At 72.4% G+C, this 23,041-nt stretch carries 18 protein-coding genes; 5 read left to right on the forward strand and 13 right to left on the reverse strand.

Features of this window, described 5'->3' with window-relative positions; translation table 11 throughout:
• The first annotated feature begins 119 nt into the window (after positions 1-119).
• The 3 genes from BKA00_RS33405 (at position 120) to BKA00_RS33415 (ending at position 5,408) form a co-directional block, all read left to right on the forward strand.
• The gene (locus BKA00_RS33405; protein WP_185031838.1) at positions 120-1,730 is read left to right on the forward strand and encodes a hypothetical protein; all 1,611 of its coding nucleotides are present in this window, start codon (positions 120-122) and stop codon (positions 1,728-1,730) included.
• A 102-nt stretch (positions 1,731-1,832) separates the two neighbouring features.
• A complete protein-coding gene (locus BKA00_RS33410) occupies positions 1,833-2,906 on the forward strand; it encodes a hypothetical protein (protein WP_185031840.1) in 1,074 nt (357 codons plus the stop codon).
• A 237-nt stretch (positions 2,907-3,143) separates the two neighbouring features.
• Complete coding sequence (locus BKA00_RS33415; protein ID WP_185031842.1) at positions 3,144-5,408, forward strand: spermidine synthase; 2,265 nt, start codon at positions 3,144-3,146, stop codon at positions 5,406-5,408.
• A gap of 55 nt (positions 5,409-5,463) precedes the next feature.
• Here the strand turns inward: BKA00_RS33415 and BKA00_RS33420 are convergent, their stop codons facing one another.
• The 11 genes from BKA00_RS33420 to BKA00_RS33470 form a co-directional block, all read right to left on the reverse strand.
• Positions 5,464-6,783: an OmpA family protein gene (locus BKA00_RS33420; protein ID WP_230298871.1), complete on the reverse strand. Its 1,320-nt coding sequence runs from the start codon at positions 6,781-6,783 to the stop codon at positions 5,464-5,466.
• A 333-nt stretch (positions 6,784-7,116) separates the two neighbouring features.
• Entirely contained in the window at positions 7,117-7,392 is a 276-nt protein-coding gene (locus BKA00_RS33425) for a Flp family type IVb pilin (protein ID WP_185031844.1), read from the reverse strand.
• A 159-nt stretch (positions 7,393-7,551) separates the two neighbouring features.
• Positions 7,552-8,310, reverse strand: a complete 759-nt coding sequence (locus BKA00_RS33430; RefSeq protein WP_185031846.1) for a response regulator — start codon at positions 8,308-8,310, stop codon at positions 7,552-7,554.
• 3 nt (positions 8,311-8,313) lie between these two features.
• Positions 8,314-9,555, reverse strand: coding sequence for a sensor histidine kinase (locus BKA00_RS33435; RefSeq protein ID WP_185031848.1), 1,242 nt, complete (start codon positions 9,553-9,555; stop codon positions 8,314-8,316).
• A gap of 25 nt (positions 9,556-9,580) precedes the next feature.
• Positions 9,581-10,471 carry a type II secretion system F family protein gene (locus BKA00_RS33440; RefSeq protein ID WP_185031850.1) on the reverse strand — a complete coding sequence of 297 codons (891 nt, stop codon included), beginning with the start codon at positions 10,469-10,471 and terminating at the stop codon, positions 9,581-9,583.
• A gap of 15 nt (positions 10,472-10,486) precedes the next feature.
• Positions 10,487-11,419: a type II secretion system F family protein gene (locus tag BKA00_RS33445; protein ID WP_185031860.1), complete on the reverse strand. Its 933-nt coding sequence runs from the start codon at positions 11,417-11,419 to the stop codon at positions 10,487-10,489.
• Positions 11,416-12,771: a TadA family conjugal transfer-associated ATPase gene (locus BKA00_RS33450; RefSeq protein WP_185031862.1), complete on the reverse strand. Its 1,356-nt coding sequence runs from the start codon at positions 12,769-12,771 to the stop codon at positions 11,416-11,418. The genes BKA00_RS33445 and BKA00_RS33450 overlap by 4 nt, the downstream gene beginning before the upstream one ends.
• 3 nt (positions 12,772-12,774) lie before the next feature.
• Positions 12,775-13,152 (reverse strand): TadE/TadG family type IV pilus assembly protein, encoded by a 378-nt coding sequence (locus tag BKA00_RS33455; protein ID WP_185031864.1) that lies wholly within the window; start codon positions 13,150-13,152, stop codon positions 12,775-12,777.
• Positions 13,153-13,157: 5 nt separating this feature from the next.
• Positions 13,158-14,741, reverse strand: a complete 1,584-nt coding sequence (locus BKA00_RS33460) for a CpaE/TadZ family protein (RefSeq protein WP_185031866.1) — start codon at positions 14,739-14,741, stop codon at positions 13,158-13,160.
• A gap of 5 nt (positions 14,742-14,746) precedes the next feature.
• Positions 14,747-15,421: a Flp pilus assembly protein CpaB gene (cpaB, locus tag BKA00_RS33465; RefSeq protein ID WP_185031868.1), complete on the reverse strand. Its 675-nt coding sequence runs from the start codon at positions 15,419-15,421 to the stop codon at positions 14,747-14,749.
• A gap of 68 nt (positions 15,422-15,489) precedes the next feature.
• Complete coding sequence (locus tag BKA00_RS33470) at positions 15,490-16,839, reverse strand: hypothetical protein (RefSeq protein ID WP_185031870.1); 1,350 nt, start codon at positions 16,837-16,839, stop codon at positions 15,490-15,492.
• 602 nt (positions 16,840-17,441) lie between these two features.
• Between BKA00_RS33470 and BKA00_RS33475 the strand changes: the two genes are divergently transcribed.
• Complete coding sequence (locus BKA00_RS33475; protein WP_185031872.1) at positions 17,442-18,353, forward strand: class II glutamine amidotransferase; 912 nt, start codon at positions 17,442-17,444, stop codon at positions 18,351-18,353.
• Between the two features lie 48 nt (positions 18,354-18,401).
• On the opposite strand, the gene serC is transcribed toward BKA00_RS33475, so the two are convergent.
• Complete coding sequence (serC, locus tag BKA00_RS33480; RefSeq protein ID WP_185031874.1) at positions 18,402-19,538, reverse strand: phosphoserine transaminase; 1,137 nt, start codon at positions 19,536-19,538, stop codon at positions 18,402-18,404.
• 44 nt (positions 19,539-19,582) lie between these two features.
• The gene (locus tag BKA00_RS33485; protein ID WP_185031876.1) at positions 19,583-19,966 is read right to left on the reverse strand and encodes a hypothetical protein; all 384 of its coding nucleotides are present in this window, start codon (positions 19,964-19,966) and stop codon (positions 19,583-19,585) included.
• A gap of 45 nt (positions 19,967-20,011) precedes the next feature.
• On the opposite strand from BKA00_RS33485, the gene BKA00_RS33490 reads away from it, so the two are divergent.
• Positions 20,012-23,032: an ABC transporter substrate-binding protein gene (locus BKA00_RS33490; protein ID WP_185031878.1), complete on the forward strand. Its 3,021-nt coding sequence runs from the start codon at positions 20,012-20,014 to the stop codon at positions 23,030-23,032.
• The last annotated feature ends 9 nt before the right edge of the window (positions 23,033-23,041 follow it).

Below are 23,041 nucleotides of genomic sequence, written 5' to 3' on the forward strand. Positions count from 1 at the left end.
CGTCTACTCTCATCAATCTTGATATGCACGGGGCAGCGGGGGTTCGCGCGATGTGGTGCGGTCGTTGGCAGGGCCGAAAAGGGGATTCCGGCGCCTCCGCGATCGAGTACGCGAGCCTGGTGCTCGTCGCTTCCGCGATCATCACCGGGCTGCTGGCCATGTCCATTCCCAACGTGGTCTCGCCCAGGACAAGGGGCGCGATCTGCAAGGTGTTCCAGGGCGACGGCTGCGTCTCGCCCGAAGGCGGGGGAGGGAACGGAGCCGACGGGGGTACGGGGAATCCGGACGGCGGCACCGGCCAGGGCACCGACGGTGGAACCGGAACCGGAACCGACGGCGGGACCGGAACGGACGGCGGAACCGGCAACGGCGGCAACGGCGGCGGCAACAACGGCGGCAACGGGCCCGGCTGGAACCAGGCGTACACCGGGTTATCGCCGCTTCACGCGGTCACGCAAGGCTTCGGCGACCAGGTCGGCAACTTCTTCAGCGGCCTCGGCACCGGTGTCAAGCAACTGTTCTGGGACGGCCTCGGCAAGGCGATCGTCGACGACGTCACCGGCCTGGTGGACCTCGTCACCGACCCCGGCACCATCATCGACGCCGGCAAGTACATCTTCGAGCACCCCTGGGACGCGCTCCGCCAGATGGTGGTCGACGACGAGACCGTCGACATGTGGAACGACGGCAACTACCTCGGCGCCACCGGCCGCACGATCTGGAACGTCGGCTCCTGGTTCATCCCCTACTACGACGTCGGCAAGGGCGTCGGCAAGATAGGCAAGCTCGGCAAGCTGGGCAGGGCCGCTTCGAAGCTCGGCAAGGCCGGCAAGCTGGCCGAGGAGTCGGCCGGCGCCGCCGAACGCGCCGCGAAGGCCGCCAAGTCCGGCGATCTCGTCGGTGCCCGCAAGGCCGCCGACGAGGCGAAACAGAAGGCCGACGACGCCAAACGGCTGGCCGGCTGCAAACCCGGGGCCTTGGGCCCGCCCCGCGGGGGATCCTTCTCGGCCCCCGCGGGCGCGCTGACGCTGCCGGTCCTCCGCGGCGCAGAGGGACTCGCCGTCCACCTGCGCGCGGCGGCGCCGAAGACCCCGTGCGAGAAGGCCGACGCGAGCAAGACCAGGGTCGACCAGGCCCTGCGCGACGCCGCCCTGAAGAAGATCGCGCAGCTCCGCAACGCCGGCCCCGGCGCCCACGGCGTCCAGCGCCACCTCGACCCACCGGACGACCGCATCAAGCTGCGCCTGGGCGAGCCCAAGTACAACCCGGACGGGACGCCGCAGCTCTACGGCCCGACCAGTAACTACCAGGGGTACGTCAAGGGCGACAACGCCACCAAGGTCGACCCCATGAACCCGAATCCCCGCCGCCCGGACGGCACGCTCGACAACACCGACGCCATAACCAACGGAACGCACAAGGTCGGGCCCTTCTCCACCAAGTTCAGCGACCCGCTCGACTTCGCGCTTGCGGAGGGCGCCGCCCGCGCGAAGCTCACGAACTTCCCTCCGAGCGGCACGCAGGCGGTGGAGGTCTCGATCAACGACCTGCCGGCCGGGGCGGCGAGCCGGATGAAGGGCTGGTACCGCGACGCGGCCGACCCCAGGCAGTTCAAGGCGATCGACTTCCAGAACGCGACGATCCGCGCCATCTACAAGCTGGACGCGAACGGGAAACCGTACCTCTACACCATGTATCCCGACCCGGTGAAAGCCCTGAATCCGCCATGACGGCCTCACCGTGCCGCCAATTCGGGGTGTGGCACGGTGGGAGCGAGTCGTGGTCCCCGAGCATCGTCTTTGGCGGCGCGCCGCCCGGAGGAGGTAGGCAGAGTGATTCGTCCACGGCTGCTGCTCGTGTACCGCACGAAACACACCAGGCTGCTGCGCAGCGGAGCCGGAGTGATCGACCGCACCGGGTCCGTGCCGCGCCTGCTGATCCGCACCGAGAAGGGTCTGGCCGTCCATGACATGACGGCGGAAGGCGCCCGGTCCGCCGAGCCCGCGGCCTTCTTCCCCGGTCGCGCCCGGGGACGAGCGATCATCGGGGCCGGCCCCGTCGCCCCGGACCTGTCCCACGCCGTGCTCGTGGACGAGGACTCCTACCGGCTCGTCACGCGGGACGGGACCCTGCTGTGGGAACGCCCGGACACGGGCCCGGCCGGCAACCCCGTCCGCTACGTGCGCTGGGCCCAGCCGTCCGGAGCCGAGCCGCGGGTGTGGCTGGCCGTCCCTCCCGGCGGCGGGCGCCCGAACGAAGCGATCGACCTGGCGCTCTACAGCGTCGCGGGCGACGAACTCGACCGGCTGACCCTCCCGGTCGGCGGCCGTCAGCGCTCGGTCGACCTCGTCCTGGGGCCCGAGGCGCGCCCCTTAGCGGCGGGCGTCCGCGTCGCCGCCCGAGCGATGACCTTCCGGGTCGGCCCCGGCGGCGCGGTCTCGCACGCCGCGGACCGCGCACTCCTGGACGGCGACCCCAGCGGTTCCGGATTCGTCACCGTCGGCCTGAGCGACGGCGGCGACACCACCGACGTGCGATGGCACTCCGCCCGCGGAGACGACACCGCCACCGTGGTCACATGCGCCGGCCTCCTCGCCTCCGAACGGGACACGGAGCCGGTGCACATCGCCCCCAACCTCACCGGCCACAGCGGTGGTCATCTGAGCGACGATCTCCTGCTCCTCGAAATGGAGGACGCCTATGACGAGATCGAGACCGAGCTCTTCGGGGCGGAGCGCTGGCGCCCGTCCAGCCACTGGCTGGTGAGGTCCGGACGGGCGCTCGGGATGATCGCCTACCCCGAGCAGAGCCACCTCGACGACCTCACCCCGGCCGTGCCGTTCGGAGACGGGACGTGGCTGACCCACGGCCGCGACGTGCTCTACCGCTGGGGCCTCGACCGCTGAGCGGGGCGGCCCGTTAAGCCGCCGGCGACCCGTACGGACACCTCTTCGCGCATTTCTCCCGAGTGGGCATTGCTAGGCCCTCGGACCCAGGTTTTCTCTCCCATGCACAGCGGGCCGAATTTGGGCCCACGGGCCCTCAAAAATGACTCCAGAGCACAGTTACGCTCGGCCGCGGAGAAGTCTTCATCGACGAATACCGCCGCATGCGGACACCGACCTATCGCGAGGAGCGCGCAGTTGAGCGTCGTCGTCGAGTCCCCGAGCCGGAGCGACCGGGCAGCGCGGAGCGGGCGGTGGCGGTCGACCGCCCTGGTCGGGATCTACACCCTGGCCAGCCTGGTCGGGGCGGGCCTGCTCTTCGTGGTGCAGCCGATGGTCACCAAGATGATCCTGCCGGCGTACGGCGGATCGCCGATGGTGTGGAACACGGCGGTGCTGTTCTTCCAGGGGGCGCTGCTGCTCGGTTACGGGTACGCGCATTTCGCTCAGCGGCTCGGCGCCGGAAAGCAGCCGATCCTCCACGCGGTCCTCATTCTGCTGCCGCTCCCGCTGCTTCCCATCGCCGCGCCGGAATGGGTGGGCGCCCCGGCGTCCGCTCCACCCGCGCTGTGGCTCCTGCTGGTGCTGACCGTCATGGTCGGCGCGCCGTTCACGGCGGTCGCCGCGACCAGCCCGCTGATCCAGCGCTGGTACTCCTGGTCGGACCTGCCGCGCTCCGGCGACCCGTACTTCCTCTACGCGGCCGGGAACACCGGAAGCCTGCTGGCGCTGCTGTCCTACCCGCTCTTCATCGAGCCGGCGGCCGAGGTGCGCGGCCAGGCGACCTGGTGGGCGATCGGCTACGGCGTGTTCGTGACGCTGATGGCCGCGTGCGCGGTGGTGGTCCGACGGGCGGCCCGGCCCGGCGCGGACGACGCTCCCGAACCGGGGCCCGCGGAGGAGACCACCGCCCAGGACGCGCGGAAGGACACGGGGGAGGAGCGCATCGACTGGCGCCGGCGCGGCCGCTGGCTGTTCCTCGCGTTCGTGCCGTCCTCGCTCATGCTGGGCGTCACGGCGCACATGTCCACCGACATCGCGCCCGTGCCGCTGATGTGGGTGATCCCGCTGGCGCTGTACCTGGTCACCTTCATCGTGGCGTTCGCGCTGCGCACGCACCGCCGGCTGCCCGCCGCGGTCGTCGTTTCGGCGGTCGCCGCGGTCGTGCTGCCCTGGACGCTGATCAGAGGGGGGATCGGGTACGCGCCGGCGGCCATCGCGCTCGACCTGGCCCTGCTCGCGGTGGCGGGCCTCACCTGCCACGGCCTGCTGGCCGCCGACCGGCCGGCCCCCCGGCGCCTGACGGAGTTCTTCTTCGTCACCTCGGTCGGCGGCGCGCTCGGCGGTCTGTTCAACGGCATCGCGGCCCCGCTGGTCTTCAACTGGACCGCGGAACTCCCGGTGGTGGTGGCGAGCCTCGGCCTGCTGCCACTGGCGGCGCGGTGGCCGGCGCGGCGCATCCCGGGGCCCGCGCTCACCCGGTGGGCGTTCCTCGTGACCGCGCCGCCCGCCGCGCTGCTGCTGTGCTTCATGCACACGCCGACGCTGCGCTGCGCCGGATTCGCGCTGGCCGCGGCCTGGATCCTGCTGATCGCCCGGCGGCCCCGCGTACTGGCGGCCGTCGCGGTGCTTGCGGTGCTGGTCCCGTTCACGGTCAAGCAGGCGCACAACACCGACCGGGAGCGCACCTTCTTCGGGCAGTACCAGGTGCGGCTCACCGACGAGCGGGCCACGTTCGTGCACGGGACGACCGTCCACGGCTTCCAGCTCCGCGCTCCCGGGCAGCGCATGACGCCGGTCTCGTACTACGCGCGGCGCGGGCCGATCGGCGACGTGTTCGCCGCCTACGGCGCGCGGCCCCCGTCCGGGCGGGTGGCGGTCGTGGGGCTCGGCGCCGGCGGCCTCGCCGCGTACGGTCGCGCGGGCCAGCAGATGGACTTCTTCGAGATCGACCCGGCGGTGGTCCGCATCGCCCGCGACCCGCGCTACTTCACCTACCTCCGCGACTGCGGCTGCCGCGCGCGGACCATCGTCGGCGACGGCCGCCTGGAACTCCAGCGCGCACCGGACCACTCGTACGGGATGATCCTCCTGGACGCCTTCAGCTCCGACGCGGTGCCGACCCATCTGCTCACCCGGCAGGCCATCGGGCTGTACGCACGCAAGCTCGCGGTGGGCGGCGTCCTGGTCTTCAACGTGTCGAACCGCAACCTGGAACTGGCCCCCATGCTGGGCGCGACCGGCCGGGCGGCCGGGCTGGCGACGCTCACCGCGTCCGACACCGCCCCGAAGGGCGACAGGCTGTCGTTCTCGTCCGAGTGGGTGGCGATGGCCCGGTCGGCGGACGACCTGCGTCCCCTTGCCGTCCGCTCCGCCCGCTGGCACCAGATCCGCGGCGGCGGGCCCGTGTGGACCGACGCCCACTCGGCCCTGTTCGAGCTGCTGAAGATGAACCGCCGCTGACGGGCGTGGTCTGTGCGGTCTCGGGGGCCGCACGGACCACGCCGGTTCGCCCCGGTCACCTGACGGCGACGCCCTTCATGCGGAGGCCCTCCTGGCCGGACCAGGGGAAGTCGATGTCCACCGTCCGGGCATCGGCGGGAAGCCGGTAGACGCCCGAGTAGGTCACGCTCTCCCCGGGGGCGAGGACCTTCTTCGCGTCACCGCGGGGCAGGGACGTGCAGACGCACTCGGCGCTCGATGCGCGCAGCGGGTAGTACCAGACGTTGCTGGCCGTGTCGCGGATGGAGATGCCGTCCGTGCTCTGCGCCACGGGGCTCAGCCTGCCGTTGTACTGGGGGTCCAGCTGGAACGCCGAGCCCACGTTCGCCTGGGCTTGGCCGTTGTTGCGCAACGTCCAGACGAAAGTGGTCAGGCCCGCCGGATCGCGGTGCATGGAGTTCACCTCCACTTGCAGGCCCTTGGCCTGTTGCGCGGTGAAGGGGGCCGTCTTGGACGAGGCCGGCTTGCCGGGCGCCCAGCGGTAGGGCTGTCCGCCCGCCGGGGCGGGCGGAGGGGGAGGCATGGTGAAGCTCGCGGTGACCCGGCGGTTCTTGCGGCGTCCGCTTTCGGTGTCGTTCGGGGCCACGGGGTCGGCCGATCCGTGCCCGGCGGTCTGGAAGGTCACGCCGGTGCGGGTGACCAGCTGCTTGAGCCGGTCGGCCACGGCCGTGGCGCGTCGCTCGGACAGCGGCTGGTTGATGGCGTTGTTGCCGCTGGAGTCGGTGTAGCCGTCGACCTTGACCGTGCTCCCGCGGGAGGCGTCGACCTGCTTGGCGACGCCGCGCAGGAGCTTGTCGGCCTGCGGGGTCAGTTCGGCCTTGTTCAGCGCGAACAGCACGTCCGACGACAGCCGCACGGCACGGTTGTCGCCGTCGTCGTCCACGGACTGCTCGTCGCCTTCGGCGACGCCCGCCACGGTGAGGACGCGCGGTGACGCCAGGGACACCGAAGCCGGATCGGTCTGGTCCGGCAGCGCCCGGACGGGGTTGCCTGAGATCGGGACGTCCTGCATGGGCACGGTCAGCGGAAGCGTCACCGTCACCCTGTTCACCCCGGCGGGCGGAGCGGGGAACACGGCGTAGATGTCCAGAGAGGCACCGGGGGCGAGTTCCTTGTCGCCGAGTGAGGAGCACAGGCACTTGCCGTCGGCCGTCCTCAGCGGCATGTAGAGCTTCCCGCCCGCACCGTCGAGGAGGCCGATGCCGTTGGCCTCCAGGCTGCGGATGTCGCCCTCGCGGCCGCCTTCGAACAGGCTGATGTGCAGGTTCAGCTGGCTCTGGCCGTCGTTGACGATGCGGAACTGCCCGGTGACTGCGCTGCCGGACGTCCGGCTCAACGCGAGAAGCTCAACGTGCGCCGGCCCCGCGCGGTGCGCCATGGGAACCGCGATCCCCGTGCCGGGCGCCTTACCGGCCGGTCCGCCGGTCTTTTTCGGCGGGTCGGAACCGTCGTCGCCACCGCCGCATGCGGACAGGGCCAAAAGAAGGGCGGCCGCCCCCACTCCGGCTCGAAAGCCCCAAGACTGTTCCCGGTCACGTTCGAACATCTCTCTGCTCCCGTCCCACGGAATGGATAATCCATGTGAAAACGACAGGGAGAGCCACCGGCCCGGCCGGTGGCTCTCCCTGTCGTCCGCGCCGCAGCTCGGCGACCGCGGTCAGTCGAGGCGCTACTTCTTCTTCGGGTCCCCGCCCTCGCCGCCACCGAACATCTGGTTGATGGCGTCGGTGATCTTCGGCAGGATGGTGTTCTTCGCGGCGCCGATGAGGAAGACGACGATGATTCCGGCGATCAGCACCAGGCCGGCGTACTCGATCGCGCTGGCCCCGCGGTCCTCCGCGTCGCGGATGCGCTCGATCCGGGTCCGGACGAAGTCCTGGACGTCGTCGGCGCGATTCCGCACAAAAGTGTCGGTGTGCACGTACAGGGGAAGGATCGGGTTCATTTTCTGCCTCCTGGCCGCCGTTTCCGTCCGCTCCATTGACTGGAACATTACGGAAATCGGCGATGGAGTCCCAGGGTCCGTCGGCCCAATCGCGGGCCTGGCGCGGGCCTAATTCCCGTAGGGTCCACAGGCCCAATCCCCTGGAATTCCCGGCCGCCGTCACCGGGTGGTCTCCCCTGCGGTTCCCATCCACTGCGCGATCGCGGCGGCGCGCGAGGTGACGCCGAGTTTCGCGTATATCCGGTTCACGTGGTTCTTCACGGTCTTCTCCGCCAGGAACAGGTGTCCGGCGATCTCGACGTTCGTCCTGCCCTGGACGATCAACCGCATCACGTCGAGTTCCCGGGCGGAGAGGCCGAACCGTGCGACCCGCCGCTCGCCCTCGTCGGACGGTGCCCCCGCCGGCCGGCCGGGTGGGCGGGCCCCCGCCGGCGGGTCGCCGTCGGGCTCCCCGCCGGATTCCGCGCCGGGGTCGGCGCCGGGCGGGTCGGGGCGGGCGGAGACCTCGCGTAACGCCCCCACGAGGGCCGACACCGCGGCCTCCGACAGCGGGTTCGCCCCGCGCAGCGCGCCGTGGACCGCGTCGGCCAGCCTCTGCGCGGAGAACTGGCCGTGCACCAGGTAGCCGGAGGCGCCGTTGCCGATGGCCTCCCGCACGATCCGCGGATCCTCGGTGTAGGTCAGCATGATCACCCTGGTGACGCGGCTCAGCGTCTGCGCGGCGGTGACGCCGTCGACCAGCGGCATCTGCACGTCCAGCAGCACCAGGTCGGGCCGCACCCGCTCCACGATCTCGATGGCGGTCCGGCCGTCGCCGGCCTCGCCGACCACCTCGATGCCCGAGGCCTCCAGCAGCGACACTAATCCGGACCGCACGACGACATTGTCGTCGACGACGACGACTCGGGCAGCGTCCATGGTTCAACTCACCTCGGCCAATCGGTGCGCTCGCTCGTCGATGGGCAGCCTGACCAGCACGGTCGTGCCCTCTCCCCGGGTCGAAAGGATCTTCACGACGCCGCCGACCCGCTGGGCCCGCTCGTGCAGGCCGATCAACCCGTAGTGGCCCTCCCGCGCCAGCGTGGTGAGGTCGGGCGGGCGGAATCCCGTCCCGTCGTCGCGTACCGTCAGCCGCACCTCGCCGTCCCCGCGGTCCAGCCGGACCCGCACCGAACCGGCTCCGGCGTGCCGCTCGACGTTGGTCAGCGCCTCGGACAGGATCGCCACGGCCTCGTGGCGCACCCGCAGAGGCAGGTCGATGTCCGGGGCGATGTCGCAGTCCACCGGGACGCCCGCGGCGTCGGACCAGTCCCGCGCGGCCTCGGCGACCACCTGCGACAGCGAGCGCGGGACGGCGTCGCGGCGCAGCTCCGACAGCAGGCTGCGCGCCTCCCGGGAGGCGACCTGGCAGGCGGTGGCGATGCGGTCGGCCTCGGCGAGGGCCCGGTCCCGGTCCCGGTCGACCCAGACGCGCAGCCCCGTGGCGGCCAGGGCGATGCCGCGCAGCGTCTTGGCCAGCGAGTCGTGCATCTCGCGGGCCAGGCGGGCGCGCTCCTCGGCCGCGGCCGCCTTGACCTCGGCCAGCCGGCGGGCCGCCTCCTGCTCGGCGTTGGCGTCGAGCTGCCGGCGCAGCGCCACGCCGGCGAACCCCGCGAGCGGGTAGCACAGGGGCTGTCCGAGGACGTCCTGGAAGGTCGGGGTCTGCAGGGAGTCGATCGTGAACGCGAACGTGACGTAGTAGCAGAGGATCTGGAGCCCGGCCACCGTCAGCATGCCGCGCCAGTGGTAGAGCAGGCCCGCGAGGGCGGCGGTGGCGACGGTCGCCAGCAGGTACGGGCCGGACGTGCCGCCGAGGCCGAGCACCGTGAACGAGGCGGCCATGTCGAGCGCGAACAGCAGGGGGTGGCGCGCGAGGCGGGGGGCGACATGGCGCCAGTACCGTCCGGCCAGCCAGGACAGCAGCGCCACCATCAGGACGAGAAGGAAGACGCCCAGGTACTCGACCTCCAGCGGGACCAGCGACAGCGTCACCGCCGTGATGAACATGCGGATCTGCAGGAGCAGCTGGAAGGCTCCGCCGACCTGCTCGGTCAGTTCCTCCTGGATCGGCCGCTCCCAGGCCGCGGCCCGGGCGCCCCCCGGCGAACCCGGCGCGTCGCCCATCGTGCCCCCCGCGGGTAAGACGTGTTCAGTTGCCGAAGAGCCCACCACCGGCTCCCACCCCCGACCCGTAGTAGACGGCCCCCATGACCACGAGCATCAGCGCGGGCAGGGTCAGCCCCAGGGTGATTCCCGTGATCTTCGGTGTGGTGCGCTGCGCCTTGCGCTTGGCCCACTGCGCCGCCTCGCGCCGCATGTCGTTGCCGATGTCCATCATCGCCGTGGTGAGCGGCGCGCCCAGTTCCTCCGCCTGGAGCAGCGCTGTCACGAACTGGTTGACCGCTTCGGAGTTGTTGCGGTCGCGCAGGTCCTCGAACGCCTCGCGGCGCGGCGTGCCCAGCTCCATCTGCCGCAGCGCCACCATGAACTCGTCCGCCAGCGCGCCCGGCATGCTCTCGGCGACGCGGTGCAGCGCCAGGCGGAAACTCAGACCGGCGCTGACGGTGACCGCCAGCACGTCGAGGAAGTCGGGCATGGAGCGCTGGATCTCGTCCTGCCTGGCGACCCTCTTCCCGTACATGACGAACTCGTTCTGCAGGCACCCGATCAGGCAGACGGCGCCGTAGAGCGGATGCCCGTTGAGGGCCAGCAGCAGCGCGAAGGCGAGGAAGAAGACCACGTAACCGGCGGTCCTGCGCGCGTAGCCCTCGACGGTGATGCCGCCGGGACGGCCCGCCGCGTCGATCCGTCTGCGGATCGCCGCCCGCCACGGGCTGAGCAGCTCCATGGCCGCGCCGGTGAACGGCCGTCCCACCCGGTCCGCGATCGCGTCGAGGATGAACACCTCGTTCTTGGCCGCCTTGGGCGGCTCGGGCACCGCCGAGGCGGCGACCCGCTGGCCCGCGGCCACCAGCGAGACCCCCCAGGCGGCCAGGATGACGCACAGCGCCGCGGCGCCGGCCATGGCCAGAATGATCATTGTTCGTCCACCGCCTCACACGTCGATCCGGGTGATCCGGCCGATGACGACCAGGCCGACCACGAACATCGCGGCCGCGGCGGCGAGGACGATCTGACCGCCGAGGTGCTCGCTCATGGTGCGCAGCGCCCCCGGCACCATGAAGTTGATCATCATGACGCCGATCACGCTGAACCCGCCGACGACCCAGTTGGTCACCACCGCCTCGCCCATGATCGTCTTGACCTCGCGGCGGGTCTCCTTGCGCTCCTCCAGGGTGCTGGCGATGGTGCGCAGCGCGGTGACCAGCGACCCGCCCGCCCGCGCCGACACGAGCAGGGTGCTGATCAGCACGCCGAGCTCCCGGGACGGCAGCCGCCCGCCGAGGTCGCGCAGCGCGTCCTCGACCGACTGGCCGAGGCGCAGCGCGTCGGCGGTGCGCCGCACCTCCTCCCCGGCCGGGTCGGCGAGCTCGTCGGCGGCGATCTCGATGGCGGTGCGCATCACCAGCCCGGCGTGCGTGGCGTTGCCCAGCACCCGCGCCAGCTCGGGCAGCTGGGCGATGAACGCCTCGCGGCGCCGGTCCTCCTTGCGGCGCAGGTAGGCGAGGAAGGCGAAGCCGACGCCGATCGCGGCGGCCACCCCGAACACCGGCGCGATCCACTGGCTGATCAGCACGATCGCCGCCAGCCCGCTGCCCGTCATGAGCAGCACGAGCGTGGACACCCGCATCCGCATCCCCGAGGCCGCGAGCCGCCGGGCCAGCGCCTGCCCGACCGCGGTGCGCCGCAGCACGACGTCCAGCCGGCCGAGCAGGCCGTCGATGCGGTCGCCCTCGCCGCCGATCTCGGTGCGGGCCATCAGCCGGCGCTGCTGCCCCCAGCCCGCGACCAGGTCGCCGATGCCCCAGGTCGCCACGGCGAGGACGGCGGCCAGCATCGCCAGGATCACCGGGAGTGGAAGGCTCATGAGGACTGCTCCCCTCGCAGGCGGCCGCCGGGATGCGCGGTCCCGTTCGGGGACGGCGCGCCGGCGAACGCGGGCGGCACGCTCTCCCCGGCGTGGAAGAGCTTGGTCAGCAGGTCCCGCGGCAGCGGGACCGGCCGGAAGCGCCCGCGCACGACCCGGTCCGCGCCGATCGGATCGGACTCGAACCGCATCACGGGACGCGTGGTGATCTCGCCGCGCCGGGCGTGCTCCAGCATCGCCACCTCGACGATGCGCCGCGACCCGTCCGGGCCCCGGGCGAGCTGCACGATCACGTCGACGGCGCTGCCGATCTGGTCGCGGATCGCCTCGAACGGCAGCCGCACGTCGCTCATGCTGGCCAGCGTCTGCAACCGGTACACCGCGTCCTCGGTGGAGTTGGCGTGCACGGTCACCAGCGAGCCGTCGTGGCCGGTGTTCATCGCCTGGAGCATGTCCAGCGTCTCGCCGCCGCGGACCTCGCCGACGATGATCCGGTCGGGCCGCATGCGCAGCGCGTTGCGTACCAGGTCGCGGATGGTGATCGCGCCCTTGCCCTCGATGTTGGCCGGACGCGACTCCAGCGACAGCACGTGCTCCTGCTTGAGCCGCAGCTCCGCCGAGTCCTCGATGGTGACGATGCGCTCGGACTCGGGCACGAACGCCGACAGCGCGTTCAGCATGGTGGTCTTGCCGGTACCGGTGCCGCCGGCGATGACCAGGTTGAGCCGGGCGCGCACGAACGCGGCCAGCAGCATGCCGGTGGCCTGGTCCATGGAGCCCAGCGAGACCAGCTCCTCGACGCTGTAGGAGCGCGGGAACCGGCGGATCGTCAGGATCGGCCCGACCAGCGACAGCGGCGGAATGATCACGTTGACGCGCTCGCCGGTGGGCAGCCGGGCGTCCACCATCGGGCTCGACTCGTCCACCCGCCGGTTCACCTGGGCGACGATCCGGTCGATGGTCTGGTACAGCTGGTCCTCGTTGGCGAACCCCGCGTCCAGCCGGTGGACCCGGCCCGCCCGCTCCACGAAGATCGAGTCCGGGCCGTTCACCATGATCTCGGTGACGGTCGGGTCGGCGAGCAGCGGCTCCAGCACGCCGAGGCCGAGGGCCTCGTCCACCACCCGGCGGATCAGGCCGGCGCGCTCCCCGGCGGCCAGCACCGGGCCCTCCCGGGTCACCAGCAGGCCGACGACCTTCTCCAGCCGGGCCCGCCGCTGCGCCATCGTCAGCCGCGCCAGCTCGTCGAGGTTCACCTCCTCCAGCAGGCGCTGCCGCCAGTGCTGGACGGTGCTCTTGCTCATCCGGTCGCTGGACGACCGGTCGTCGTCGAGACGGTCCTTGAGTGCCATCGGCTATCCCAGCGGCATGGTGACGGTCCGGTTCACGGTGTAGTCGAGGGGGACCCCCTTGAACAGCACCGGCAACCTGGCCTCCACATGGCAGTACACGGCGTCGGCTCCGGCCACCTCGGTCCGCCCTCCATCGATCTTGTAGTCGTTCAGCCAGTACGGCCTGACCCGGTTCGCGTACTCGACGCAGCGGGACGGGTCGTAGTGCTGGGCGGCCTCGCGGGCCCCGGTGCGGGCGATGTTCTCCACGCGCGACACCGTGGTGAAGGAGATGTACGCCTGGAAGGCGACGAAGACGACGAGGAGCGCGACCGGGAGAACGCCCGCGAACTCCACCGCGGCCGCGCCCGCGTCCCGGCGCCGAAAGTCATGCGCCGCCACGTCCCTCACCCCTCACCCTCATAGACGATCTTGCTTCTGGTCCGGATGCCCCACGAGCTGCGGAGCCCGGGGATGAGGACGGGGGTGTCGATGGTGACCACGGCGTAGCCGTCCACGACGTCGATCGTGAGGTGGTCGCGGTCCTTCCAGCCGCCCTTGATCCGGGCCACGGCGCGGCGCCGCACCTCCTCCCGGTTGGCTCTCGCCTCGGGCGTGTCGCGCTTGTCGTAGCCGATGACGGCGACCGCCCGGGCGGCCTCGTTCGCCGCGTGGCTGGAGTAGGTGGACGTCAGCCCGACCAGCACGACCTGCCACACCAGCACGAGGACGAGCAGGATCAGCGGGAAGACGCCGGCGAACCCGATCGCGGCCTCGCCCCGGTCGCCCGTATCCGGCGGCGCCGGCGCCGCCGCGCCGGCGCCCTGCCCGGCCCCGGAGTCGAGCAGTCCGAGGTCCATGGCCGCCTTGCCGATCGCCTTGCGGAAGTCGGCGTTCTTCACCGCGCCGGGCGAGCCGGTGTTGGCCGCCTCCTCCAGCGCGCGGAAGACCGCCGGCACCGTCACGCCGCGCAGCGGCGAGCCGACCATCTTCTTCGCCAGTTCGGGCTGGATCTCGTTGCGCCTGTCCTGCCGGGTGAGCAGGACGCTCACCTCGTCCTCCTTGCGGATCGCGAGCCGCGCGTACATCTGCGCCAGCCGGCGGGCCGAGCGCAGCGCCGGCACGTCCGGGGTGGTGACGATGACGGCCTCGTCCGCGAGCTCCACCGCCATCGCGTTGGCGTCGGCGAGATGGGTGCCGCCGTCCACGATCACCACGTCGTACCGGGACCGGATGACGGTGAGGATCTGCCGCACCGCGCGGGCCGAGATCTCCTCCGCGTCCTCGCCGTTGGCGGGCGCGAGCAGCAGGTGCGGGCCCGCCGGGTGGACGAACAGCGCCTCGGCCACGACCGCCCCGTCGAGGTCGCCGGCCGCCGCGGCGAGGTCGGCCAGGCTGTGCCGGTGCTGGACGTCGAGGTAGCCCGGGATGTCGCCGTTCTGCAGGTCCATGTCGACCAGGCACACCGTCCGCCCGGCGCTGGACACGGCGATGGCGAGGTGGATCGCCAGCGTGGTCGTGCCGACGCCGCCCTTCGCGCCGGTGAGCGTGACCAGCCTGGCCATGCGGCCCGGGCGGCCGGGGATCTCGGCGGAGGTGAAGTGCCGGCGCATGCTGCGCGACCACTCCGACGCCTGCTGGACGCGGTTCTGCAGCTCCGAAAGGGTCGGCTCGTTGGAGATCACCCCGCGCGCGCCGGCCGCCATCGCCGCCGCCAGCATCTCGGCCGTCGCGTCGTCGGCGATCAGGATGACGGCGAGCTGGGGCTGGCGGATCACCAGGTCGCGGATGAGATCGAGCGCCGGCAGCGGCCCGAGGCCCTGGTGCACCAGGACCACGTCGAGGTTCGGGGTCGTCGCGACCGTTCCCGCCAGGTGGTTGGACGTCGTCTCGACCGCGACGAGCTCGATGTCGGGGATCTCGCGGAACTGCCCGCTGAGGGAGGCGGCGAGATCGCGGTCCTCGGCGCCGAGGAGGACTTGGATGTTCACCGGTCTCACCTCGCCGGGAGCGTTTCGCAGACCGGCGGGAGCCGGGTGCCGTCCAGGCCGGTTCCGGCCCCGCCGATGAGGGCGAGCCTGATCTTCGTCGCGAAGCTCTCCTCACGGGTGAGCTTGAGGCTGTCCTGCGCGCTCAGCGCGAAGGTGATCGGAACCTGGGACTGCGTCACCGAGCTGTTCTTCTCGTCCTTGACCTGGGTCTCCTGCCCGATCTGGATGACCCTCGCCGCCCGGACGATCCGCGCCGCGCAGGACTGCTGCTGGTTCCCCTTCTGCGTCTGGTAGGTCGCGTAGATGTCGACGGGCATGCCCTCGTGGACCTTGCCCGCCACGCCCGTCTCCGCGTCGATCATGATCGCGATCTCGCGCTGGCCGGGCTGGAGCGTCGGGCCGGGGACGAGCATCCCCGTCTGCAGGTAGGCCCCCGCCGGGAGATCGGCGGCCGCGACCTTGCCGGCGAGCGCCGCGGTGTCGGTCACCATCGTCTGCGGCGACCACCGCTTCGGCACCCGGATGCGGTCGAGGTCCGCGGCGGTGACCGGGCCGAAGGCGGGGACGGCGCGCTTGAGCACGAGCACGTCGGTCTTCACACCGACCTCGGCCCGAACAGAGCCGACATAGCCGATGATGCTGATGAACACGGCAACGGCGCCGAGCGCAGCCAGGATCATCAGCAGAACTCCACGTCGCTGGCGCGGGTTCATGGGACTCCGTTTCTGGTCGGGGGGTCAGGGAGGCTTCACTGGCGGCGCGGCGGACGGAAGACGACGGTTCCTGCGCGCCACTCGTCGTCGGGAGTCGTCCGGGGCGTCGGCTCCGGCGGGGGGTCCGGGGCCGCGTCCTGCGCGGCGCCGTTGAGGAGCGTGGTGAGGGACGGGGCGTCGCCGGTCTGGTCGGGCGGCGCCGGCGGAGGCGCCGGCGGCGGACCTCCGCCCTGGCGGCGCGGGTACTGCGGGCGCGTCGGGGGCGCCTCCTCGTCTGGCTGGACCGGCGAAGGCGGGCCGGGCTGAGACGCGGGGGGATGCGGAGCCTGCGGCCAGGACGGCTGCGGCGGGACGGCCGGCCGCTGGACCTGCGGGGGAGCCGGCGCCTGGTGCTGGGGCTGGGACGGGGACGGCTGGGACGGTAAGGGCTGGGACGGTAAGGGCTGGGACGGTAAGGGCTGGGACGGTAAGGGCTGGGGAGGCTGGTGCCCCGAGGGCTGGGGGGACGGCCGCTGGGGGTGACCGGAGGGAACGGATCCGGCGGGCGCCGCCTCCCGGGCCGGCTGCACCATGAGGCAGAACGGGCACTCGGGCAGGGCGGTCGGTTCGCCGCACCATCCGCACGGCCTGTACGGAGAGCCGGCCAGCAGGCTCCGCAGCGCCTGCGGGTGTCCGCTGAACGCGACGAACTCGGTGTACTTCTTCGTCCCCCAGTACTCCGCGCCCATCGGCTGCGGGGCCACCGCGGTCGACGTCACCGCGGCGAGCACCGGCTGCATCCTGTCCTGGAGCCAGCCGGCATCGCCGTTCGCGTCGGCCACGAGCATCAGCACGGGGTCGGCGGGCCGCGACGTCAGCCGCGGGACGGGCTTGGAGGCGGTGATGCGGTGCACCGCGGGGTGCGCGCCGGCCGTCACCGCGAACCCGCCGCCGGGCAGATAGGAGGAGACGTGCGCCCCGAGCCCGGTCTTGACGTGCTCCAGGCGGGCCACGCTGTTCACCCAGGCCCCCGCCTGAAGGGTCTCGCAGAGCCGGTGGGCGAGAGTCGCGAGGACGCCGGGCCGTGCGTGGGCCGACGCGAACGCCAACTGGTCGGCGACCAGCGACAGCGCGAGCGGCGGGACGTCCAGCGGCAGCCCGGCGATCCGGTCGGTGAGCAGGGCGGAGCGTGCCAGGCGCACCAGCCGTTGCGCGCGGCCCCTCCTCCACGCCGGATACAGCACCAGCACGGCGCCGCGCTGCCGCAGGGCGTGCGCCATGTGGTCGACGAAGGCGGGCGCGGCCTCGTCGCCCGGGCCCTTTACGGCCACCCGCTGAGCGACCGTGGCCTGCAGGACGCCCGTGCTGGGGAAGTCTCCGACGAGCACCACCGCGGTCACGGGCACCCCAGATGATCTTTAGGCCTCACCGGGCGGAACCCTCCCGTCCTGAACGGTGACCGAACGGCAGACGATCTATTCGCCTGGTCACGGAATCGCTGACTATAGTCATTACGGCTGTCACCATTCAAGGGATTAGTCCTTCCGGCAGGGATGTCGGCGCCAATACCGGGGAGCATCGCATTGTTCGATGCCACGTGCGGCACCAAGGTTCCCGGGGCCGGTGACACGTTCGAGAAATCCTGTCACATCCGTCCTGACACGCGGTCGACGGAATAGGTGTTCTGCCTGCTCAGGGCGCGTGAGTGCGAGAGTCGTCCGCCGCCGCCGCCGACGCACTCCCGGGAGAGTGGAATTTTCCACTCTCCCTCCGGAGGCCGCCCTGCCTGGCCATTCTCGCCGAAGTGCCGAGTGTTGATCAACGGCGAGTGAAAGGTCCACATGCGGCCAGGGAAGTAGGCCCCAGGGCCCTGGACAGATCCGTACCCCGGATGCGCGATCAATGATTGGAATTAATCGGGACCAATGTGGCTGATGGGGCGATACTGGCGAACGGGGCCGGGGGAAGAGGCTCGAACCGTCCGGGCGCGGCCCGCATCTCAACCTGCATGTGCGGATTGTTCGGGGTGGTGCGCTCGCCGTTCGCGGCCGACCCGGGTCGGGCGTCGGACGTGTTCGTCATGCTGGGCGCGCTCGCCGAGGAGCGGGGGACCGACTCGGCGGGCCTGGCCCTGCTCGGCGCCGCCCCGGGGCTCGGCGGGGCCGGCGGCGGGGGCTGCCGGGTGGTGAAGGGGCGCGGCCGGTTCTCGGCGGTCTGGCGGCCGGAGTTCCTGCCCGAGCTGGACCGTGCCGCCGTGGCCGTCGGGCACACCCGCTGGGCGACGCAGGGGTCCCCGGCCGAGGCCGCCAACGCCGGTCCCATGGTCGTCGCCGGGGCGTCGGCCACGGTCGTGGGCACGCACAACGGCGACGTCGACGCCGCCGGCCTGCGGGCGCGGTTCGCGCCGCCGCCCGCGTCCGGCGCCACCGACAGTGAGCCGATCTTCCAGTTGCTGGCCGGCCGCCGGACCCCGGCCGAGATCACCGGAGTCCTCCAGGCCCTGGTCGGGCGGGTCGCGCTGGCGTGGGTCGAGCGCGACCGCCCCACCGAGGTGCACCTGGCGCGCGGCGCGCTCAGCCCGCTCACCGTGGCCGTGGACACCGACCAGAACATCTACTGGGCGTCGAACCCGCGCTGGTTCCGGGAGGTCGAGCGGCACACCCGGGTGCGCTTCGCCACCGTCGTGCTGCTGCGCGAGGGCACCTACCTGAAGGTCGGCATGGAGCGGCGCCCCGGGCGCCGCGACCTGCCCGAGGTCCTCGCGACGGCGGCGTTCGTGCCCACCGCGCGGGACACCGACATGGACCCGCGCGTCTGGGCGGGCTTCACCCCGGCCGACGCCGAGGGCGACCGGGCCGGCCTGCTCCACCGGGTCGTGGAGCAGCCGGGCGGCACCGGCGGTCTGCTGACCGTCGCCTGAACCGGCCCTCGGGGGAGCGGCGTGGCCCCCCGAGGGCTCCGGCTCGTCCTAGAGGCGCTCGACGACGTGGTCGACGCAGGCGGTCAGCGCCTCGACGTCGCTCGGGTCGATCGCGGGGAACATGCCGATGCGCAGCTGGTTGCGGCCCAGCTTGCGGTACGGCTCGGTGTCGACGATGCCGTTGGCGCGCAGCACCTTGGCCACGGCCGCCGCGTCCACGTCGTCGCTGAAGTCGATCGTGCCGACGACCTGCGAACGCTGCGCCGGGTCGACCACGAACGGCGTGGTGTAGGAGGTCTTCTCGGCCCACGTGTACAGCCGCTGGGACGAGTCGGCCGTGCGGGACGTCGTCCAGCCGAGGCCGCCCTGCCCGTTCATCCACTCGATCTGCTCGGCGAACAGCAGCAGCGTGGCCACGGCCGGGGTGTTGTACGTCTGGTCCTTGGCGGAGTTGTCGACGACCGTCTTCAGGTTGAAGAACTCCGGGACGTACCGGTCGGACGAGGCGATCTCGTCGATCCGCTCGAGCGCCGCGGGGGACGCGAGCGCGACCCACAGGCCGCCGTCCGCCGCGAAGCACTTCTGCGGCGCGAAGTAGTAGACGTCGGTCTCGGACACGTCCACGGGCAGGCCGCCCGCGCCGGACGTGGCGTCCACCAGGACGAGGCCGTCCCGCGCGGTCGTGCCCGCCGGGCGCCTGATCGGCATGGCGACGCCGGTCGAGGTCTCGTTGTGGGTGAGCGCGTAGACGTCCACGTCCTCCTCGGCGGACGCCTCGGGGTGGGTCCCGGGCGGGCTGGAGATGACGGTGGGGTCCCCCAGCCAGGGCGCACCAGTGGTGACCTTGGCGAACTTGCTGGAGAACTCGCCGAAGGTCAGGTGCTGCGACCGCTGCCGGACGAGGCCGAACGCGGCGGCGTCCCAGAACGCCGTGGTGCCGCCGTTGCTGAGCAGGACCTCATACCCCTCGGGCAGCGAGAAGAGTTCGGCCAGCCCCTCCCGGACGCGGCCGACGAGGGACTTCACCGGCTTCTGCCGGTGCGAGGTGCCCATGTAGGTCGAGCCGGACTCGGCCAGTGCGGCGAGCTGTTCGGGACGGACCTTGGAGGGACCGCACCCGAAACGGCCGTCGGCGGGCCTGAGATCGGCGGGGATGTCGATGGTGGGATTCGCGCTGTCGGTCACTCACCCGAGGCTATCTGACCTGCGGCGAAGATCGTGGGTCGAGTTCACATCGCGAGACGGCGGCGGCGCCACCCCCAGGTCAGCAGGGCGACCAGGCCGGCGGCGCAGGCACCGCCGACGATGGCCGGCGGGTAGATCCAGGCGTCGCCCCGGGAGTGCGCCCGCACGGCCGTGGCGCCGGAGTCGTAGGTGAGGAACGCCAGGAAGAGGGCGGCGAGCGCGACGGCGATCCGTCCCGCGGCGGCGTTGGTGGCGCGGCGGCGCTCCTCGCGCTCCGCGTCGAAGCGTCTCAGCGCCTGCGCCGCCTCCGCGGCCTCCGAGACCGGGGGCGCCGGGGCGGGGCCGGGGGCCGCGGGGGACACGGCGCCGGCCGCGGGGCCGATGTCGCCTTCGAGGGGCTCGTCGTCTCCGGCGGGGGCTCGTTTCATGGCGCCCATGATGACAAAGCGGCCGGGCTCCGGGGGGACCGGCGCATGATCAGCGGAAATTTCCGATCCGATCGGCCGTCCGCCGCGTCCAACCTGAACGAGGGCAAGGACGAGCCGGGGGGCGGCCGGGCCGGAAGCGGGGGGCGGGCGAGACAGGGAAGCGAGGCGTGGCGCATGGCGGGCGGCGGCGACCGGATCCTGAGCGAAGATCGGCTGCGCGGGGTCCTCGACCTGTTCGAGCGGCTGCGGGAGCGGCCGCCGTGGCGGTGGCGGGAGCGGCTGCGGCCCCTGCTCCTGCTGCTCGGGCCGGAGCGCGCGGCCTCCCACGCCGCCGAGATGCTCAAGTCCCGCTGCGAGGACGAGCGGGCCCCGGTGTCGCACATCGCCGCCGACACGCCCGCCACCGGCGTCGCGGGCGTCCTGCGCGAGGCCAAGCGCGAGCTGTCGCAGCCGAGCAGCCGCGCCCGGGGCGAGCCCGCGCTGCGGTTCCCGCTGCTGGAGATGGCGCTGTGGCTGCGCGACCTGCGGGAGATCCGGCTGGCCGGCGACCGGCCGCCGCCGCGCGGCGCCGCCTCGTCCGAGCGCGAGAACCACCTGCTCGTCCGGCGGCTGACGCACCCGCCGGTCGGCGACAACGAGAACGCGCGCCGCCGCGAGCTCAACCGGGTGATCCGCCGGCGCGGCCGGGACGTGTTGCGCGACCTCGAGGAGGTGCCGAGCAGGCGCGCCACCTTCTTATCGTTCCTGGAGCAGATCGCTCCCATCGGGATCGCCGCCGTCGCGCTGATCAGCGCCGGGACGGCGGCGGCGCTCGACCTCGCCTCCGCCGTGCTCGCGGCCGTGATCGGGCTGGCGTTCGTGACCGTGCAGATCGCCGCCCGGACCCGCGGCTGGTACGGGGTGCGGCGCTACGGCTGGTTCCTGCGCCAGCCCTACATCGACCGCGACTCCACCGGGTTCCTCGGCTTCGCGCTCGGCGTGTTCGACCCCCGCCCGGTCGAGCCGGACGACCACGGCGAGCAGCTCGACCTGCTGCTCGTCGCCGCCTTCCTGGAGGACCTGCGCCGCAACTACCGCCGCGACTACCGGCGGGCCGCCTGGGCCCGGGTCCGCTACCCCGTGCTGATCTTCGAGCACCTGTCCGCCGGGCATCCCGGGGTGGCGTTCGTGGAGCTGGTCGAGCGGGTCCGCGCCGACGGCCAGGCGGGCGACCGGCCGCCCGGGTTCGACCCGCTCGTGGTCGTCGCCGGGGTCGACCCGGCCGCCCCCGCGAGCGCCGGACCGGCCGATCCGCCCGGGCCCCGGCTGCTGGAGCGGCTCGCGCGGGCCGTCCGGGTGGACGTGGCGTCGGACGAGCCGCAGAGCGTGATCGCCGCGCGCGGCCTGTGGGACCGCTACACCCGCGAGCAGCGGCGCGTCGGCGCCCTCGGCTCGCGCCGCGAGCTGCGCGTGGACGTCACCCGCGACCCGGGCGGCGACCTGCCGCCCGTGCGGCCGGTGCGGCGGCGGCCCCGGCTCGCCCACCCGGCGCTGCCGTGGATCGCCATGGTCGCGGTCGCCGCCGCGTCCGTCTCGGTGATCTCCGTGCAGGTGGTGCGGTACTGCTCGCCGTTCGGCATCAGGCGGATGGCGAACGGCGAGTGCGTCGGCATCACCGACGGGTCGTTCCGCTTCGGCGAGGACTCCGGCGGCAAGAACAACGACAACCGGCTCAACAAGGTCCTCGACCGGATCGAGTCGCTGAACGACCACGTCACCGAGTCCGGCAAGCCGTACGCGACCGTGGTCTACCTCGGCCCGGTGACCGCCGACCCGTCCATCAAGAACAAGCGGATCGACCTGCTCGCCGGTGTGCAGGGCGAGCTGATCGGGCTGGCCATCGCGCAGAAGCGGTTCAACGACGCCGCCGAGGGCGACGACCTGCGGCTGCGGGTGCTGGTCGCCAACGCGGGCGCCAAGTTCCGCTACGCCGAGGACGTCGCCGAGCAGATCCGCGGGCGGGCGCTGAAGGACCGCTCGATCGTCGCGGTGATCGGGTTCGAGCAGAGCCGGCGGCAGACCCAGCGGGCGATCAGGCTGCTGGCCAAGTCGGCGCTGCCGCTGGTCGGCACCGCCAACAGCTACGACGGGACGGCGCTGCTCGACGGCGACGCGGGCTACTCGCCCTACTACTTCCGGCTCGCGTCCCCGAACGCGCGGACCGCCCGGCACGCCGCGTACTGGGCGCGGCGCGGCGACGTCGGCGGCAGGAAGGTCGACGGCGCCGTCGTCATCTACGACGGCGACCCCGACGACCTCTACAGCGCGAACCTCGCGGCCGACTTCCAGCGGTCGTTCCGGCCCGGCAGGGCGCTGATGCGCCCGTACCGGAACCCCGGCGAGCTGAACAAGTCGGTCAGGGAGGCGTGCCAGGACCAGCCCGACCTCTTCTACTACGCGGGGCGGTCGGACGAGTTCCGCTCGTTCGTCAACGTCCTGGAGCTCTCCTGCCCCCAGCGGCCGCTGGTCCTCGCCGACGACGAGATCGCCAAGTACGTCAGCGACAACGCCGAGGAGCTCGGCCGCAAGAACACCTTCGACCTGTTCTTCACGCCACTGGCCGCCCGGGAGGCGTGGACGTGGCGCTGGATCGGCGACCAGGCGCCGCAGACGTTCTACTCCGACTACGACCCGGGGGTCCGGGAGATGACCGACGACGAGGACGACCCGTCGGGGCGCCGGCCGTCCATCACCCGCGCCGCCGTCGGGTACGACGCGGCGACCCTCGTCGCGACCGTGGCGAGCAAGGTGTACTGGCAGGAGAAGGCGCTGCCGTCGGCGGGCTCGGTGTTCGCGGCGCTCAACGACCCCGACCACGACGTGCTGCGCAACGGCGCCAGCGGCGTGCTGCGGTTCGGCTCCCGCGGCGCGGGCCACCAGGTTATCGACCGGCCGGTGATCCTCGCGACGATCCGGCAGGACGGGACGACCGAGGTCAGGCAGGTGTGCGGCCGCCTCGTCGCCGGCGGGCAGGGCCGGGCCGACTGCCCGCCGGGGGAGGGGCGGGGCGGCGCCACCGCGAAGTAGCCACCGCGA

The organism is Actinomadura coerulea, assembly GCF_014208105.1.
GTDB classification, from domain to species: Bacteria; Actinomycetota; Actinomycetes; order Streptosporangiales; family Streptosporangiaceae; genus Spirillospora; species Spirillospora coerulea.

Coding starts and splice junctions, on each gene's coding strand:
- BKA00_RS33425 (WP_185031844.1), bottom strand. CDS start 7,392: ATGAACCCGATCCTTCCCCTGTACGTGCACACCGACACTTTTGTGCGG.
- BKA00_RS33430 (WP_185031846.1), bottom strand. CDS start 8,310: ATGGACGCTGCCCGAGTCGTCGTCGTCGACGACAATGTCGTCGTGCGG.
- BKA00_RS33435 (WP_185031848.1), bottom strand. CDS start 9,555: ATGGGCGACGCGCCGGGTTCGCCGGGGGGCGCCCGGGCCGCGGCCTGG.
- BKA00_RS33440 (WP_185031850.1), bottom strand. CDS start 10,471: ATGATCATTCTGGCCATGGCCGGCGCCGCGGCGCTGTGCGTCATCCTG.
- BKA00_RS33445 (WP_185031860.1), bottom strand. CDS start 11,419: ATGAGCCTTCCACTCCCGGTGATCCTGGCGATGCTGGCCGCCGTCCTC.
- BKA00_RS33450 (WP_185031862.1), bottom strand. CDS start 12,771: ATGGCACTCAAGGACCGTCTCGACGACGACCGGTCGTCCAGCGACCGG.
- cpaB (WP_185031868.1), bottom strand. CDS start 15,421: ATGATCCTGGCTGCGCTCGGCGCCGTTGCCGTGTTCATCAGCATCATC.
- BKA00_RS33475 (WP_185031872.1), top strand. CDS start 17,442: ATGTGCGGATTGTTCGGGGTGGTGCGCTCGCCGTTCGCGGCCGACCCG.
- BKA00_RS33485 (WP_185031876.1), bottom strand. CDS start 19,966: ATGAAACGAGCCCCCGCCGGAGACGACGAGCCCCTCGAAGGCGACATC.
- BKA00_RS33490 (WP_185031878.1), top strand. CDS start 20,012: ATGATCAGCGGAAATTTCCGATCCGATCGGCCGTCCGCCGCGTCCAAC.